The sequence below is a fragment of the Paenibacillus sp. FSL H3-0469 genome (assembly GCF_038051945.1).
GTDB lineage: Bacteria > Bacillota > Bacilli > Paenibacillales > Paenibacillaceae > Paenibacillus_AQ.
On the sequence record NZ_CP150302.1, the window covers coordinates 7,089,706 to 7,105,667 of the forward strand.

Sequence of the window (15,962 nt, forward strand, 5' to 3'; positions counted from 1 at the left end):
GGAACCGCCTCCGTTGGAGAGCGGTTTTTTGCTGTGTTTGGGGGTGACAAGGAGTACTTTCCAAAAGGACAGCCCCTCCTTTCCGCCAGGTTCGCTGAATTGTCAAATTTCTGGTTCTTCCGGGAAGCAAAAGCGATATATATGGGATGTAACAGAAGAAGGCGCTGCCATATTCATGTCCGAAACCGGTTGGGTAAGGTTTCAACTGCGCGAACGTACGCGTGCATTGAAATAAGCAGGGCAACTTCGAAACGCAAAAAAGGAGGACGAAGATGTTTAGAAGAGGTAAAGTCTTAAGCTTGTTCATGCTGTTCACGTTATTAATCGCACTGGTCCCAGCGGGAAGCGCAAGCGCAGCAACCTGGAATCTGGCCTGGAGCGACGAGTTCGACGGATCTTCCCTGAACACTGCCAACTGGACAGCCGAGATTGGCACAGGCACCGGGGGCTGGGGCAACAATGAATTGCAATACTATACCAACCGTTCACAGAATCTGAAGGTAACCGGCGGCAATCTGGTCATTACTGCGCAGAAAGAATCCTATGAAGGCATGAACTATACCTCGGCGCGGATTAAGACGCAGGGGCTTAAGAATTTCACATACGGCAAAATCGAAGCCAGAATCAAGCTGCCGTCCGGGCAAGGCTTATGGCCTGCGTTCTGGATGCTCGGCTCCAATATTAATACGGCCTATTGGCCGGCCTGCGGTGAGATCGATATTATGGAGCGGGTAAATAATAACGCAGCCGTTAACGGCACGGTGCACTGGGATGCAGGAGGCCATGCCGAATTCGGCAGGGTGTCCGGTAATCTGGACTTCTCTCAATATCATGTGTACAGCGTGGAATGGGATTCCAAGTACATCAGATGGTTCGTGGACGGCAACCAGTTCAATGAATTCTATATTGAGAATGGAACCGGCAATACAGAGGAATTCCAGAAACCGTTCTTCCTGCTGCTGAATCTTGCGGTAGGCGGCAACTGGCCTGGCGCTCCGAATGGAGCAACCAGCTTCCCGGCGCAGATGCTGGTGGATTATGTGCGGGTGTATCAGGCGGGCGCTCCTTCGAGCGGCATTGTCAGCGGCGGAGTCTACACCTTGATGAACAAAGCCAGCGGTAAGGTACTGGATGTGACGGATGTCTCTACAGCAGACGGAGCCAAAATGCATCAGTGGACTAATTACACCGCCGCCAATCAGCAATTCAGAGTGGAGAGCACGGGAGACGGCTTCTACAAGCTTACAGCGATGCATAGCGGCAAACTGCTCGATGTGCCGAACGCTTCCACGGCAAGCGGAGTCCAGCTCCAGCAGGCGAATGACAACGGCAGTAACGCCCAGCGGTGGAGCATCGTCGATGTGGGCGGCGGATATTACAAGCTGATCTCCAAAGCCAGCGGGCTGGCCATGGATGTCTCGAACTCCTCTACCGCAGACGGAGCGGCCGTGCAGCAATGGACGGACAACGGAACCGACGCCCAGAAGTGGCAGCTTACCAAAATTAATTAGGGAGTGGAAGTTCCAAAGTCCAGATAAATAAGCAAGAAGCCCCGCAAGCCTGTCGGCTGGGCGGGGCTTCTTGCTGTAGTCTATTTCTTTGAGAACAGCTCGATGCTCTGTGTCTCCATAATTGGATTCCAAATGCGCGATACCGATAGGGTAAGCGGCTGCGGGTAATCTGCAGCTTGACTGTCAAAAGATAAACTCATCTCATCAATTCCCGTACCATCTCCAGAGATCATGGTGCCGCCGAAGTTGATTAGTGGTGTTTCCCGATTGGTTCTATCATGCACCTGGCCGTTCGCATCGGTGAATTTGTCGGCCAGTTGTGCGCCGATGTACTCCGCCTGAACTGCCCCTTGCGAATCGGTATAATAAGACAGGCCGGTCACCTTGCGCCGTAGCAGAATCTCTGCCGCTGTTGCAGAATGTTCTTTCTTGGATGTGACAATTTCAAAACCGTTTGCCGGTGCTTCAATCACTTGCTGTTTGTTCAGATCGACCACAAATTTCATACGCTCCGGCTCCAGAGCCGAGATGCCGGCAATCTTCAGCGCGATGGAGTCCGGCTCGTTAAGCCCGGTATACCTGAACACCAGCGTTGCCTGCGAGGAGTCTTTGTACACCTCGGAATTATTGGACGTGATTCTACCCGGATACACCAATTTCTCGGTTTGGCTCCCGGTTGTTGCGGTCAGAACAGGATTCAGCAGGCTGAAAATCTGTTTGGTGTTCGCCTTGTCATACTCCAGATCGACATAAGTGTTGAACGGAGTATACTGTACTTGGTGCACTATAATCTGTTGACCGTCCACTGTAAGCGTGCGGTTCACAGGCAGCGTGCGCACCTGGTCTTTGAAATCGTCTGGATCAAGCTGAAACGATACCTCCAGGCTGGTCCGATACTTGCTGCTGCTGGAAGCGAGCGCCTGTTCCGACGTTCCGGTGAGAATTAGAGTGAACTTCACCTCTTTGGAATCAGTGATGGAAGCAGGATAGTTGGTGGAATAAATAAAATTCTTGTTTTCGCCAGGCTGGATTCTGGATTCGCCACTGTTCGCTAATTCCAGGGCTGCGCCCCGATGTGGATATGGAACCTCGAAATCACCGAATTGAATTTTCGTATCCGCAGGAATAACTTCTTTATCCGAACCGTTGTGCACATTGAATAGGATATACACTTTACGGCCATCCGTAACGGCGCCATCCACATCCATACGGTATCCTTTGTTTGATGCGCTTTGACGGACCGGCTTTACCAAATTTCGTTCCAGGATGCCGCCAACCAGCCGGTTCGTTAATGGCTGTGTGCGATAGTCTGCAAAATCATTCCAGCTTGTGGTGCTGACCGTCTGCACTGAACCGCCGAGGACGGAATCGTCTGTACCTCCGGCCGGTAAGCCGATGGATGAGATAATCACAAAAATGGCTGCGGCCGCGGCTAATACGGCGCCGGCCCCATAGGAATAGAAACGCCGTTTGCTGCGTTTTTTCCCTTGCGCCATTCCACTGCGCATGGCCTTATAAATTTTCATTTCCTGAATCGTCTGGGCATCAAGATTGACCTCCTGGGCATCCTGTTTCAGAACGCGCTCTTCTTTTTCCAACATTTCTGCCACCTCCCACATACTCACATATATTTCCGCAACTGCATGAGCCCTTGACGCATCCAGGTCTTGATCGTGCCTTCCGGCTTATTCAGGAACTTGGCAATTTCGGCGTTCGTCATATCCTGGTAATACTTGAGCATCACGGCATGCCGGTATTTCGGCTTCATTCGCTTCATCGCCCGCTCCAGATCGAGACGATCGCTGCTCCTCATCTCCTGGGCTTCTTCCTCTTCAAGCTTCTCCGTCAGCACGACGCGTTTTTTACGCCTTAGCTCATCCATGCAGCAGTTGATGGTAATCCGGAGTAGCCACGGTGTGAAGGCCTGCTCGTTCTTAAGCTGTTTGCGCTTCATCCAGGCCCGGCACGAGGCTTCCTGCACCGCTTCCAGGGCATCTGCTTCTGAGCGCAGATAGCTGTACGCGAGCGCATACAGTTTACGGTGCTCACTTGCAAGCCGCTCATAGAACACCTCTTCATCCATCAGCGCCAGCTCTGCTGTATTGGCTTTTTTCATTGTCTTCCCCCCATTCACCATCCCCTCTTCCTTGTTATGTTGGTCTATGGAAGAAGTCGTCCTCGAAATATGTTTTCATAAGTAAGACGCAGCAGACCGGAAAAACGATTGATTTTTATTAAAACACATATAAGATAGGCCAACCAGTAGTTGCTGGCTGACTTAATAATACAAAGACAACATAATTGTTCTACTATTAATATCCAGTTCCATGATATTGTTTATTGTAAGCGCTAAGATTGTAGCGGAGAACGGGAGGCGGCCGATATGAAAGGTTCTCGAAGCTCCAGACTGTATCTGCTTCTGATCATACTGTGTATAATGCTGGCAGGTTGTTCACGGAACTCAGGCGAAGACTCTGAAGGTGCTCCAGACAAAGTTGAGACGGCACCGCTGCAAAGTCCCGGCGTTCAAAATCTAATTTTTTACAGTGAGGCCCTGGACCGGGAGATGCGGCTTAGTGTCTATCTTCCCGCAGGGTACAAGGCTTCTCAGCGTTATCCGGTGCTCTATTTCATCCATGGCTATGGCAGCAAAGAAACAGATATGTGGGGCGGGCTGGAGCTTCAGCAGAATGCAGACCGACTGATTGAGAACGGTCAAATCGAGCCGCTCATAATCGTTGCTCCCCAGATGGACAACAGCTATGGACTGAATGCTATAGCTAATCCGGGTGATCCCACAGCGCTGGGTGGTGAACGGTATGAGGATTATTTGGTCGAGGATGTTGTGAAGTATACTGACACGCATTTCAATACTCTGGCTGAGCGCGGTTCCCGCTATATTGGCGGCATATCGATGGGCGGTTTTATCAGCCTGCATTCTGCGTTCTTGCATAGCGATGTGTATAGCAGGGTTGGCGGGCATAGCCCGGCGCTGTTCCTGGATGACTGGTCGGCAGCAGGCGGGGCGAACGGACTGGTCCAGTTCCTGTATCCGACGGAAGCGCTGCGGCAGGAGCGCGATCCGCTTCTTTTGGCGCAGAATAGGGACTTATCGAACTTGAGTATCTACCTGGACTGCGGAGCAGAGGACAGCTACCGGTTCTATGAAGGCACGGAACGCCTGTATACCCTGCTTAAGGGGAAGGGCGTGCCGGTGGAATATCACCTCAGGGCAGGTCAGCATGACGGGGACTATTGGAAGAGCCATATGGACGAATATTTGAAATTCTATGCCGGGAGGACGAAGGAATCATGACGCTTACGCATTATAATTTGAATTTGGAAAAGCTGTGTGCTACATATAAGTTGGGCTTACTTAACTACGCCTATGAACCAGCCCAAGGGAGATGAAGCCGAAGTGGACAAGAATAAAGTTACCTATGAATCGGTTGACCAGTATATTGCGGACTTTGCGCCGGAGGTCCAGGAGCTTCTGCAGACCTTGCGTAAGGTCATTTCGGAAGCTGCGCCGGAGGCAGTGGAGAAGATCAGCTACCAGATGCCGACCTGGTTCCTGCATAAGAATCTGGTGCATTTTGCCGCCTACAAGACGCACATTGGGTTCTACCCGGCACCCAGTGGAATCGAAGCCTTCAAGGAGGAACTGGCGCAGTATAAAGGGGCCAAAGGGTCGGTACAGTTCCCCATCAAGGAGCCGCTCCCCTATGAGCTCATTGCCAGAATCGTCAAATTCAGAGTGGAAGAGAACAAGCAGGAGGCTGCAGAGAAGGGGAAGAAGAAGTAGCAAGTCAGTAGAAGTAATGAAAAGATTAATTTCATTGCAGGAGGTTCGAGATGAGAAACGAAGAATGTTGTCCAGAATGTGGAGGGACAAAATGGGGGGAGGGCAAGTCGCACGGCGAAGCTAGGGTGTATCCTATGAAAAAGATGCTAACATTAGGATCAGATGTTACTCATGTAATTTGTATAACGTGTGGATTTATTTTAAAAAGTTTTGTTAAAGAGCCACATAAATTTGAGGATAAATAAAATGAAGATCAGTAAAGAGCTGTCCCAAGTAGCCGTTTGATGGCTTTGGGACAGCCCCTAATCTTAGTTAGTTGGGGCGTTAGCGGTCAGTAGCTGCATAACCGCAGGTATTACTACCATTAGACTGGAGCAAAACAAGCATCAATTTCAGTCCCTACAGCGCCTTATCGTCTATGCTGTTCAGCCAGCCCTCAATCTCACCGATGACGGAGCCGATGCAGCCATCCTCGAACGGGGAGGTTAATCCGGCAAGCTTCACCAGCTCGGTGAAGGAGCGGCTGCCTCCGGCCTGGCAGAGCTTCAGATAATCCGGCCAGGCCGAGGTGAAGTCCTCGTTCGAGCGTTTCCAGAACTGGAAGGCGCAGAGCTGGGCCAGGGTATAGTCAATATAGTAGAACGGGGAGCGGAAAATATGGGCCTGCTTGTGCCAGAAGCCGCCTTGTTCCAGATAAGCATTACCGTCATAATCACGGTGCGGCAGATATTTCCGCTCAATGTCCCGCCAAGCCTGCTTGCGTTCCTGCGGCGTAGCTTCCGGATGCTCGTACACAAAATGCTGGAATTCATCGACAGATACGCCGTAAGGAATGAACTCCAGACTGTCAGCCAAGTGGTTGAAACGGTACTTGTCCGCCTCCTCCTTGAAGAACAGGTCCATCCATGGCCAGGCGAAGAACTCCATACTCATCGAATGAATCTCAGCGGCTTCGGAGGTTGGGAATGCATATTCAGGGACCGCCATATTCCGGCTGGAATACACCTGGAACGCGTGCCCGACCTCATGGGTCAGCACATCGATATCCCCGGCGGTTCCATTGAAGTTGGAGAAAATAAACGGAGCACGGTAGTCGCTGAAGAAGGTGCAGTAGCCGCCGAATTCCTTGCCTTTTTTGCTGACCAGATCCATCAGCCCGTTCTCCTGCATGAAGGTGAAGAATTCACCGGTCTGCGGGGACATCTCCTGGTACATCTTCGCACCATTCGCCACGATCCAGTCCGGGTCTCCCTTAGGGGTCGCGTTGCCGGAATTGAACTTAATGCCCTCATCGTAAAATTTCAGTCCGTCCAGCTGAAGGCGTTCGCGCTGGCGCTGCTTCAGCTTCCCCGCAACCGGCACGATATGCTCATGCACCTGCTTGCGGAAGCCCGCCACCATCTCAGCATTGTAATCGGTACGTCCCATCCGGTCATACCCGAGCTCCACGAAGCTCTTGTACCCCAGCTTGGCAGCGATTCCTGCCCGGACCTTCACCAGCTCGTCATAGATCCGGTCGAATTCGGGTTCATGCTCTGCCATGAAGGCATTGCGGGCCTCGAATACACCTTTACGAACTTCACGGTCCGTGGAAGAATCGAACGGAATCAGCTGTGCCAGCGTGCGTTCTTCGCCCTGGAACATGATTTTGGCGGACGCGATCAATTGGGAATATTCGGAGGACAGCTTATTCTCCAGCTGCAGATCTTCAATGACTTCAGGGCTGAAGGTGCGCAGTGAGATCTCGGCCAAGCTTAGGAGCTGTGTTCCCCATTCCTGCTCGAACTCGGCTCTATACTTGGAGTTGACGAGGGCTCTGTAATAATCCGTGATATACTCCTGGATCACCGGTCCGGTCTCGTCCATATAGTCCTGCTCTGCCTTGTAGAATGCATCCTCCGTATCGATGGAGTGGCGGACACTCACGAGGGTCTCCATCGTATCGAAGCGGCTGCGCAGCTTATTGATTGCTGTCACGGCAGCCTTTTGCTCCTCCAGATTGCCTGTCTCCAGGTCCTTCAGCAGAGTGGTGAACTCCTGCTTGAATTGAGCCACATCCGGTCGTTCGTATACATATTCTGAGAATTTCATTTGCTGCATCGCATCCTTTCTTTACCATATAGTTTCTATTATATAATCGGTGCGCGCAAAAAACTAATGTTCTTCCGGTAATATTTGATTATAGCTAAACGCTATACTCCTGGTACCGCACACATCCGTTGTTGAACCGATATGGAAATTATTTTAGAATAGAGTTAATCTGCACCAATTATTGAATCCCGGGAGGTGATGACCCATGTTTCGGATGAGTCAGTATGTGAACGGCACGCTCCATGCAAAGCCTGTGGAATAACTAAGGCGAAAGCTTGGCATGGAGCGGATTTATTCGCCTGAAGTATGTTTTATGTAATACAGTTATTTACACAGGCTTTGCCCTTAAAAGATTAATATATTTTAAGGAGCGAGCCAGATATGCAATGTGTAAATGCAGCAAAGCTGTTGCCAGACCACCTGCTGAAGGAGATTCAGCAATATATTCAAGGGGAAGCCCTGTATATCCCGACCTGCAAGAGCAAACGCAAAAAATGGGGCGAAAGCTCAGGGGCAGCCGATTACTATAAAGTCCGCAATGCTGAGATCCGTAGCCGCTTCCAAGAAGGTGCAGAGTTGGACCAATTGTGTGAGCAATACGGGTTATCGATAGATAGCATCCGCAAAATCGTATATTCCAGGAACCCGCAGAGCTGATCTGCGGGTTTTTCAGGCTTGGGGAGGCGGGGCTGACTTGACCGGGAAAAGGGCCGAGCGAAGGCTGCGGATGGTCAAGTGTGCATGGGTAATAGAAAGCGTGTGATCAAGGGCATCCGCTAAACTGCTATGGCCAAGTGTTCTAAGCGGCTGCGGACTGAGATTCCGCTATTGTGGATTTACAGCGCCATAGTGACTTTTGGCGGACTGACAATCCGCTATTGCTGCACAAATAGGCTGTTTGGGTGACTTCTAGGGCGGATAGCGGAATCTCTGTCCGCGAAGCGCAGAAAAACCTTATTTTTAGCAAAATAGGCGCTTCTCAGTCCACGCCGGCAGACTCGTCCACCAAAAGCGGGGGGAGTCAAGATTAGCGGTTCTCACCAAAGTTAGCCCCGGAGCTTATAGGTGCGAATCCGCGTAGAACCACTCGCCACCTCCAGGATTTGCAGCTCAACGAGATGATGAAGAATGCGCCTCGCTTGACGGTCACATACCCTTAGGTGCGCGGCCAGCTCCAGTGGAGTCAGCGGGCGCAGAACGCGCCGGGCCAGGCGGACCGTTTCCGCCTCCAGCCAGGATAAGGATGCGGTTACATCAGTAGCAGCGAATCTGCCAATGAACGCAAGCACGAGCTGCTGGCAGAGCTGAGGCTCTTCTGTAATAGACGGATAGGCGATGGGCAAAAAAGTCCAGCCGTCCAGCGCTAATAGACAATGCCGTCGGCATAAGTCTTTGAACCGCCCTGACATCAAGATCCCGTGCATGCGGACCAAAGCCTTGAATCTCAATGCCGCCCTTAGCACCGCCTGGCATATACGCCAGATCTAAGTAACGGTAACCGTTGTTGAAATCACGGACCTCCCACTCCGCATACAGAGACTTGAAATTGCCGACAGCGGGAAACCAGATGGAGCGCAGAAACTCTATGGTCCCGTGCCCCAACCCCTTATTAAGAAACTCCAATCTTATTGAACTTGTCTCCGCATGAATTTGTTCCTGAAGCCATTCCTCATATTGCTGCTCGAATCTCGACAATGAAGCTTCCCCTTTACAGTAGATTGGCCGTGAATCTGCAGTGAATCCGAAGCCGAACACAAGAAAAGCCGCCCCGATACAACGTATCCAGAGTCAGCTCCAGATAAACGTTCTATTGAGACGGCGTGTTCTTCACGGCCTATACCGGTATTATATCGTATTTCCCTTTATAACCGTTACCTTATATTGCAGAAGAGCCAACGAAGGAGTTGGACTTGGTTGCACCTTGTTGGATTTGGTTGGATTTGGTTGGACCAGCTTGAACCTGCCAAACCTGCAGCTTGAACCCGCTAGAGTGCAGCTTGCGCAAAGGCCATTGTATAAGTCATTTTACAAAAATATACTGTAGCTGTAGGGAGAGAAGGCAGGAGGCGGTGGCGGTGAAAATCACGATTGAGCAGGTTCCGGAGGGCGGTGAGCCTGAAATTATTCTCAGGTGCAATGACCCGGATGAAGGCTTGCTGGCGCTGATCTACTCGGTGAACGCAGGCGCAAGGAAGCTGATCGGTATGACCGGGCTACAGATGCACATCATCCATCCGCGTGACGTCTATTATTTCGAGGCGGTAGATCATAAGGTGTTCATCTACTGCCAGGAGAAGGTGTATGAGTCGAGGCTGAAGCTGTATGAGCTGGAGACGGAGTATGAGTCTGGTGATTTTTTCAGGGCCTCCAAATCCAGTATCCTGAATGTGGCGAAGATTGAGTCGCTCCGTCCGGTGCTCTACGGAAGATACGAAGCGCTGCTGCACAACGGTGAGAAGGTCTACATCTCCAGACAATATGTCCCGGTGCTGAAACGGAAGTTAGGGTTATAGCTGCGTCATCAAGACTCAAATAGGAGGAAAGCTCATGATTACAACCAGAAAGTATGTATCTTTGTTCGTGAAGGATCTGCTGGTGGCTTGCGGGGGGCTGATGGTGCTTGCAGCGGTTGTGCTGGCTCTGAATGCTACGGAGATGATCCGGGGCTCGCTGCTGGTGCAGCTGTTCCTGGGGGCGGCGGCTTTTACCTGCTTCCGGTATGCGCTGGTGAATACGTATGAAGTAGATCCCAAAGTGCAGACGATCAGCTTCTACCTCTGCTTCATCCTGGCCGATGTGCTGGTCATTCTCTGGCTGTGGCTGTTCGCGGACGGCCCGCTGATGGATAAGGGAGTGCTGGTGCCGTTCGTCATCGTTATTCTGGTGGTCAAAAGTATGGTGTACGCGATGATGCACATCGACGGGAAACGGGAAGCCAGGCAGCTTAATCAGAAGCTGAATGAGTATAAGCAGGGCGGAGATCAAACCAACGAAGAGCTTTAGGAAGCACTGGAGCCAGGGAGCATGAAAGCCATCTTGGAGGGGAAGCGGCCCGGGTGGCTTTTTGAGCATGAGTATGAGCATGAGTATGAGTATGAGAAAACCTAGGAATTTCTGTTACCTTTTGCTGAGTGAACCGTAATAAGCCAAATGCTATACATAATCTTCCATGGAGATGATCTTATGCTGCTTCACAAGGTATCCCTGACAGAAATGATGAGCCGGATTCAAGAGCCCGGATATTCACCTGAAACTGTGCTTGACCCGTACTTGGAGCGTTACAGACAGCTTGAGCCGCATATCCATGCGTTTGTCCCTGAGGATGGGATTGAAGGGCGTCTGGATTCGGAAAAAGCTTTGCTGCAAAGGATTTACAGCGCAGATGAACGAAAACCGGCCCTATTCGGCATTCCTGTAGCCATTAAGGACCTGCTCCACGTGGACGGCTTGCCGACCCGGGCGGGATCGCAGCTATCCGCTGAGCGGTTAACCGGCGCCCAGGGGTCTCTGGTTACCAAGCTGCGTGCCCTCGGGGCCGTGATTGCAGGCAAGACGGTGACCGAGGAATTTGCTTACAACGGACCGATTGCAACGCGTAACCCGCATAACACCGCACATACTCCCGGCGGGTCCAGTGCAGGCTCCGCCGCAGCGGTGGCTGCAGGGCTCTGTCCGCTGGCTGTGGGCACACAGACGCTGCGTTCGGTGATCGCTCCGGCGTCCTTTTGCGGGGTGGTCGGGTTCAAGCCCAGCTATGACCGGGTTCCGCTGGATGGGGTGCTGCTGTTCTCGCCGTCTTTTGACACGGTAGGGTTCTTCACGCAGAATTTGCCTGATATGGAGGCAGCGGCGGCCTTGCTTGTCCCAAGTTGGCAGAACCGCTCTGCCGAAGTCTCCCGCAAGCCGGTTCTGGGTATCCCTAAGGGAGTCTATATGGAGCTGATGAGCGCAGAAGTCAAAGGGGTGTTCCAGGCTCAGATCTCAGGGCTTGAACAGCTTGGATATGAAGTCCGTTACGTCCAAATGCCGTGGGAGGATGAACTCATCTACGGAAATGCCATGCTGCGTTTCATTGAGGGGGAGCTGGCACGGGAGCATGAAGATAGATTCGCGGAACATAGAGTAGAATACGGCGTTCCCGTGCAGGAAGCGATCCTTAGAGGACAGCAGATTCCGGAGGAGGAGCTGGAGCAGTACCGCACCCGGCAACGGGAGCTGCGGCGTGATCTGATGGAGCTTATGGAGCAGGAGGGGATCGACCTGTGGGTCTCTCCGGCCCAAGGGGGGACTGCGCCGAAGATCGAGGAGCGGAATACGGGCTGGGCTGGGATGCCTGCGGTCTGGGGGTTCGCGGGAGTGCCTACGGTCAGTCTGCCTGCGGCAACGCTTGAAGGCCTGCCGCTCGGCTTCCAGTGCATAGGAAGATATGGAGAAGACGAGCTGCTGTTAGCCTGGGCGCGCCAGCTATGGCCGCAGCTGGCTGAGGAGTAACCGCTCCCCGTGAAATAAGGAGCGGTTACCAGGCGGGATATTTTGTTTTGGGGAGCTAAGGTCTCACTTTGTGGGGTTTCTTGGGCGAGCAGCGCCGCTTCAGGAACCGTACGTCAATCTCCCCGCTGCCGCCGGTATTCGGCTTCAGGCGGAGAGGGAAAGCATTACGCTTCAGCAGGAGCTTCACCTGGCGCGGCGTGAGGCAAGGACGGAGCTGCAGCAGCTGCGCAGCGGCACCGGACACGATGGGCGTGGAGATGCTGGTGCCGGACAGCTTGAAATACCGCTTGCCGACCTTATTGCGCGGCAATTCACGGACCAGCCGGGAGCCGGGGGCGCGCAGCGAGATCACTGAATCGCCGGGGGCGACCAGATCCGGCTTCACCCTGCCGCCGGGAGCGGGCCCGCGGCTGGAATAGACGGCGATCCGGTCATCCTTCTGCGTCAGCGTCCGCCGGTCATTGACGGCTCCGACGGTGATCGCGGAGGGGCTGATCCCGGGGGACTCAATAGTCCGGCGTCTAGGGCCGGCATTACCGGCGGCGATGACTACGGTGAGCCCGGCTTTGACGGCTTTTTCAACGGCCTGAACGAGAAGGTCATCCTTGACATGCGGGGCCACCGGACCGCCGAAGGACATGGAGAGGATGCGCAGCTTCAGCTTTTTGCGGTGAGTGATGCAGTACTCAATGGCCTTGATAATGGTGGAGTCATAGCCGTCCCCATACTTATCGAGCACCTTGATTCCGACAATTCCCGCTTCCGGCGCGGGTCCCCGGTACTTGCCCCGGCTGGACCAGCCGTTACCGGCGGCATCCCCGGTGATATGGGTGCCGTGTCCGTTGTCATCATACGGGCATTTCCGGTGATTGATATAATCCTTGAACGCCAGAATGCGGTTCACCGGCCGGGTCAGATCGGGATGCGGATAGACTCCGGTATCGAGCACAGCGATGTTGATGCCTTTGCCGGTAAGCCCTCTTGAGCGTCTAACCGCTGTAGCGCCTATGGATGGAGTTGCAATGTTGAGCGTAGCCTTCTTAATGCCGTCCAGATAGACTTTATGGACTCCATTCCAGCGGCATACATGCTCCAGACATTTCAGGGATACCTGTGAAGCCACGGCCTGGTGCAGCCGCAGATGATGCTTGACCGGGAGGACATGCCGTCCCAAATGCTTCCTAAGTTCGCGGAGTCCCGCCGGAGTAAGCGGTTGTCTGAACTGTATAATCACCGGTATAGCAGCAGTTGAGGCAGCAGTGGAATAGGCTCGGCGGATCTTATGCTTCAGGGGCCGGTTGAGCTTGGCGGTGTGACGCCTGACCCATGATGGTTCACTCTTCATAATGTAATCACCTCTATGAAGCAGTGTATGCGGCCAGCTGCTCGGTGGGTACGAAACCAGGAATGAGTACAGCGATACATTTATGTAACTAACAGGCAATAACGCGTTTCGGCTGATTCTTCTCTTGCATTTACTACTGTATTCCAATAGAAAGTGGTGAAGCAAATGAAAGAATCAGAGAAGAAGGCATTGCTGGCAAAACGTCAATGGATGGCTAAAAAAGCAAGAGCAGCGGCGGTAGTAAGACCCAAAAGACGGCGGATCAGACAGGTGCTTAATAATTTCATCGTGCTTGCCGTGAACAATAACAATGTCCCATATGAAACGCAGGACTGGAAGGCTACACTGACCCGGAGCTCCGGCACTGTGATCACGGCTCAATTCGATGAATTCGGCGTCGCCCAGTTCAATACGATCAGTACGCTGACAACGGTCAGCTACACGCTCCGGATTATCGATGCGGATAATGTGCAGCGCACACAGAAGTTCGTCCCGTCGAACCGCGAGTTTTTTGTAGCACGCTTCTAAGTAACAACAGCGCGCCCGGATTTATTGAGGGCGCGCTGCTTTATGGTCATGTCTGAAATAATAGATGCTATAGAGAATCACCGGAATGATCAGGAAGTTGGCTAGCTGGATATAGAGCAGGTAATCGAGCAGCTTGAACATATTGACTGCCCGGTCCGCCTCGAAGTTCTTTGGGGGCGTTTGGCTTAGCGTAACGGACCCAGGGGCTCTTATCCGGGAAGAAAGTCGTCACTTGGGCGATTAACGGACCGCAAGGACCTTATCCCCTGCCATTCAGCTCCAAAACGTCTCGCAGAAAGACGATAAGGTCGCCTGAGTCCGTTACGCTGCACAAGGTGGCGTTCTCGTGGGGATAAGGTCTCTACGGTCCGTTAGATTTTTTGGGATCTTCTGTGGTGCCGCGCCAGCGGCACGGATGGCTTTGTGGGATTATTTTGCGGATGCGTGTTGAATAATATTCCGTTTGTCAAGCATTAAGGGGAGTTGGCGTTAAAATATTGGCTCCATGTACAATCCCGTTCACCGAATTCAGCTCTTATGACAATAAACCTTCCATCAATATTCAAAAGCGGGGGCATACCCTATATAATATCGCCATAGATGTATATCAGGGATTGTGAAACAGGATATAGTGAGCGGCAGCTATGCGCTGAAGATGCTCCGGAAAGGTCTGAGGAATGATGAGCCTGGAAGCCTTGAATGAACGTGTGAACACGGATCTCTCGTACCTCGCCTATGGCGGCGCGGACTGGGTTCGCCCTGTGGAGCATGCCGAAGGCCATGTCTATGATGTCGTCATTGTGGGCGGGGGCCAGAGCGGGCTTGGTGCGGCTTTTGGCTTGCTGCGCGAACGGATCTCGAATCTGCTGATTATCGATGAGAATCGTGACGGGCTGGAGGGGCCTTGGGAGACCTACGCCCGGATGGTGACGCTGCGTACGCCCAAAGCTCTGACCTCGATTGATCTCGGCATCCCGTCGCTGACCTTCCGTTCCTGGTGGGAGGCTCAGCATGGGGCGGAGGCCTGGAGTGAGGTGGACAAAATCCCGCGCGGGCAGTGGATGGAGTATCTGCGCTGGTACCGGCAGGTTCTGAAGCTCCCGGTACGTAATGAGGTGCGGCTATTGCTGGTCGAGCCTGGTGACGATGGGATCTACCGTCTGCAGGTTACAGGAGCGGGTGCGCAGGCCGGAACACTGCTGGCCCGTAAGGTGGTGCTGGCTACCGGCATTCAAGGCGGAGGGCAGTGGCATGTTCCGCCGATGATTGCAGATCATCTGCCGGAGCACTTGTATGCCCATACCTCCCGGCAGATTGATTTCGCCGCCCTTCGCGGCAAGCGGGTGGGGATTCTCGGCGGCGGGGCGTCCGCCTTCGACAATGCGAATTATGCGCTTCAGGAGGGCGCGGCGGAGGCCCAGGTCTTCGTCCGCCGGGCGCAGCTTCCGGGGGTGAATCCGATCCGCCAGATGGAGGGCTCGGGCATGATTGAGCGGTTCCATACCCTGGCGGATGCGGACAAATATGCGGTCATCTCGCATTTCTTCCAGTATAATCAGCCGCCGACGAGCGATACCTTCCGCCGCGCAGCGGCATGGCCCGGCTTCCGGCTGCATCTCGGCTCGCCGTGGCTGAAGGTGGAGGCTTCAGGGGAGCAGGCGGTGGTGACTACGCCCGCCGGAGAGTTCAGCTTCGACTATCTGATCGTCAGCACGGGCCTGCTCAGCGATCCTGCCCTGCGGCCGGAGCTGCGGCAGGTGGAGCCTCATATTGCCCGCTGGAGCGACCGGTACACAGCACCTGCGGGAGCGGCGAATCCGCTGCTGGACGCACACCCGTACCTTAGCCCCGGCTTTGCACTTCAGAGCCGGGATGAAGCAGGCCGCAAGCGGCTGCATGGCTTATTCGTGTTCAACTATTCCGCTCTGGCCAGCTGCGGGTTATCGGCATCGGCCATCTCGGGCCTGCGGAATGCGATTCCGAGACTGGTCAGCGGTGTGGCTGACCAGCTCTTCCAGGATGACCGGCAGCAGATCCTCCAGGCTTATTATGATTACGATGAGATTGAATTTACAGGCCAGTAAGACGGCCTGAAGAGGCTGTACCTGAGGCGGGCAATGACCTCTGGTGCAGCCTCTTGGCGTGCAGAGCGAATAGATGGGCCAGTGCCTGAGAGCTGACTGGCAGACGG

14 protein-coding genes and 1 pseudogene are annotated in these 15,962 nt (G+C 53.4%); 10 read left to right on the forward strand and 5 right to left on the reverse strand.

Annotated features, from left to right (window positions below; translation table 11 throughout):
• Nucleotides 1–272: 272 nt before the first annotated feature.
• Nucleotides 273–1,511, forward strand: coding sequence for an RICIN domain-containing protein (locus NSS83_RS30760; RefSeq protein ID WP_341188003.1), 1,239 nt, complete (start codon nt 273–275; stop codon nt 1,509–1,511).
• An 80-nt stretch (nt 1,512–1,591) separates the two neighbouring features.
• Here NSS83_RS30760 and NSS83_RS30765 read toward each other — a convergent pair whose 3' ends face one another.
• The gene (locus NSS83_RS30765; RefSeq protein WP_341347186.1) at nt 1,592–3,112 is read right to left on the reverse strand and encodes a DUF4179 domain-containing protein; all 1,521 of its coding nucleotides are present in this window, start codon (nt 3,110–3,112) and stop codon (nt 1,592–1,594) included.
• A gap of 20 nt (nt 3,113–3,132) precedes the next feature.
• Nucleotides 3,133–3,627 carry a sigma-70 family RNA polymerase sigma factor gene (locus NSS83_RS30770; RefSeq protein ID WP_341347187.1) on the reverse strand — a complete coding sequence of 165 codons (495 nt, stop codon included), beginning with the start codon at nt 3,625–3,627 and terminating at the stop codon, nt 3,133–3,135.
• 267 nt (nt 3,628–3,894) lie between these two features.
• Here NSS83_RS30770 and NSS83_RS30775 point away from each other — a divergent pair, with 267 nt between their 5' ends.
• The 3 genes from NSS83_RS30775 to NSS83_RS30785 all read left to right on the forward strand — a co-directional run bounded on the left by NSS83_RS30775 (nt 3,895) and on the right by NSS83_RS30785 (nt 5,561).
• Entirely contained in the window at nt 3,895–4,827 is a 933-nt protein-coding gene (locus NSS83_RS30775; protein ID WP_341347188.1) for an alpha/beta hydrolase-fold protein, read from the forward strand.
• Between the two features lie 102 nt (nt 4,828–4,929).
• Nucleotides 4,930–5,316 (forward strand): DUF1801 domain-containing protein, encoded by a 387-nt coding sequence (locus NSS83_RS30780; RefSeq protein WP_341188007.1) that lies wholly within the window; start codon nt 4,930–4,932, stop codon nt 5,314–5,316.
• A gap of 50 nt (nt 5,317–5,366) precedes the next feature.
• Nucleotides 5,367–5,561, forward strand: coding sequence for a transcription initiation factor TFIIIB (locus NSS83_RS30785; protein ID WP_341188008.1), 195 nt, complete (start codon nt 5,367–5,369; stop codon nt 5,559–5,561).
• Nucleotides 5,562–5,715: 154 nt separating this feature from the next.
• Here NSS83_RS30785 and NSS83_RS30790 read toward each other — a convergent pair whose 3' ends face one another.
• Entirely contained in the window at nt 5,716–7,407 is a 1,692-nt protein-coding gene (locus tag NSS83_RS30790) for a M3 family oligoendopeptidase (protein WP_341188009.1), read from the reverse strand.
• Between the two features lie 381 nt (nt 7,408–7,788).
• On the opposite strand from NSS83_RS30790, the gene NSS83_RS30795 reads away from it, so the two are divergent.
• Nucleotides 7,789–8,064 carry a CD3324 family protein gene (locus tag NSS83_RS30795; protein WP_341188010.1) on the forward strand — a complete coding sequence of 92 codons (276 nt, stop codon included), beginning with the start codon at nt 7,789–7,791 and terminating at the stop codon, nt 8,062–8,064.
• 389 nt (nt 8,065–8,453) lie between these two features.
• On the opposite strand, the pseudogene NSS83_RS30800 reads toward NSS83_RS30795, so the two are convergent.
• Nucleotides 8,454–9,102 (reverse strand): annotated as a pseudogene (locus tag NSS83_RS30800) (transcriptional regulator).
• 380 nt (nt 9,103–9,482) lie between these two features.
• On the opposite strand from NSS83_RS30800, the gene NSS83_RS30805 reads away from it, so the two are divergent.
• From NSS83_RS30805 to NSS83_RS30815, 3 genes are all read left to right on the forward strand, one after another.
• Nucleotides 9,483–9,920 (forward strand): LytTR family DNA-binding domain-containing protein, encoded by a 438-nt coding sequence (locus tag NSS83_RS30805; protein ID WP_341347189.1) that lies wholly within the window; start codon nt 9,483–9,485, stop codon nt 9,918–9,920.
• 34 nt (nt 9,921–9,954) lie between these two features.
• Nucleotides 9,955–10,410 carry a hypothetical protein gene (locus NSS83_RS30810; RefSeq protein WP_341347190.1) on the forward strand — a complete coding sequence of 152 codons (456 nt, stop codon included), beginning with the start codon at nt 9,955–9,957 and terminating at the stop codon, nt 10,408–10,410.
• Between the two features lie 180 nt (nt 10,411–10,590).
• Nucleotides 10,591–11,898, forward strand: a complete 1,308-nt coding sequence (locus NSS83_RS30815) for an amidase (RefSeq protein WP_341188013.1) — start codon at nt 10,591–10,593, stop codon at nt 11,896–11,898.
• A gap of 55 nt (nt 11,899–11,953) precedes the next feature.
• Here the strand turns inward: NSS83_RS30815 and NSS83_RS30820 are convergent, their stop codons facing one another.
• Entirely contained in the window at nt 11,954–13,243 is a 1,290-nt protein-coding gene (locus NSS83_RS30820; protein ID WP_341347191.1) for a S8 family peptidase, read from the reverse strand.
• 165 nt (nt 13,244–13,408) lie between these two features.
• On the opposite strand from NSS83_RS30820, the gene NSS83_RS30825 reads away from it, so the two are divergent.
• Nucleotides 13,409–13,771: a hypothetical protein gene (locus NSS83_RS30825; protein WP_341347192.1), complete on the forward strand. Its 363-nt coding sequence runs from the start codon at nt 13,409–13,411 to the stop codon at nt 13,769–13,771.
• Between the two features lie 680 nt (nt 13,772–14,451).
• A complete protein-coding gene (locus NSS83_RS30830) occupies nt 14,452–15,855 on the forward strand; it encodes an NAD(P)/FAD-dependent oxidoreductase (protein WP_341188133.1) in 1,404 nt (467 codons plus the stop codon).
• Nucleotides 15,856–15,962: the final 107 nt, after the last annotated feature.

Coding starts and splice junctions, on each gene's coding strand:
- NSS83_RS30760 (WP_341188003.1), top strand. CDS start 273: ATGTTTAGAAGAGGTAAAGTCTTAAGCTTGTTCATGCTGTTCACGTTA.
- NSS83_RS30765 (WP_341347186.1), bottom strand. CDS start 3,112: ATGTTGGAAAAAGAAGAGCGCGTTCTGAAACAGGATGCCCAGGAGGTC.
- NSS83_RS30770 (WP_341347187.1), bottom strand. CDS start 3,627: ATGAAAAAAGCCAATACAGCAGAGCTGGCGCTGATGGATGAAGAGGTG.
- NSS83_RS30775 (WP_341347188.1), top strand. CDS start 3,895: ATGAAAGGTTCTCGAAGCTCCAGACTGTATCTGCTTCTGATCATACTG.
- NSS83_RS30785 (WP_341188008.1), top strand. CDS start 5,367: ATGAGAAACGAAGAATGTTGTCCAGAATGTGGAGGGACAAAATGGGGG.
- NSS83_RS30790 (WP_341188009.1), bottom strand. CDS start 7,407: ATGAAATTCTCAGAATATGTATACGAACGACCGGATGTGGCTCAATTC.
- NSS83_RS30795 (WP_341188010.1), top strand. CDS start 7,789: ATGCAATGTGTAAATGCAGCAAAGCTGTTGCCAGACCACCTGCTGAAG.
- NSS83_RS30810 (WP_341347190.1), top strand. CDS start 9,955: ATGATTACAACCAGAAAGTATGTATCTTTGTTCGTGAAGGATCTGCTG.
- NSS83_RS30815 (WP_341188013.1), top strand. CDS start 10,591: ATGCTGCTTCACAAGGTATCCCTGACAGAAATGATGAGCCGGATTCAA.
- NSS83_RS30820 (WP_341347191.1), bottom strand. CDS start 13,243: ATGAAGAGTGAACCATCATGGGTCAGGCGTCACACCGCCAAGCTCAAC.
- NSS83_RS30825 (WP_341347192.1), top strand. CDS start 13,409: ATGAAAGAATCAGAGAAGAAGGCATTGCTGGCAAAACGTCAATGGATG.
- NSS83_RS30830 (WP_341188133.1), top strand. CDS start 14,452: ATGAGCCTGGAAGCCTTGAATGAACGTGTGAACACGGATCTCTCGTAC.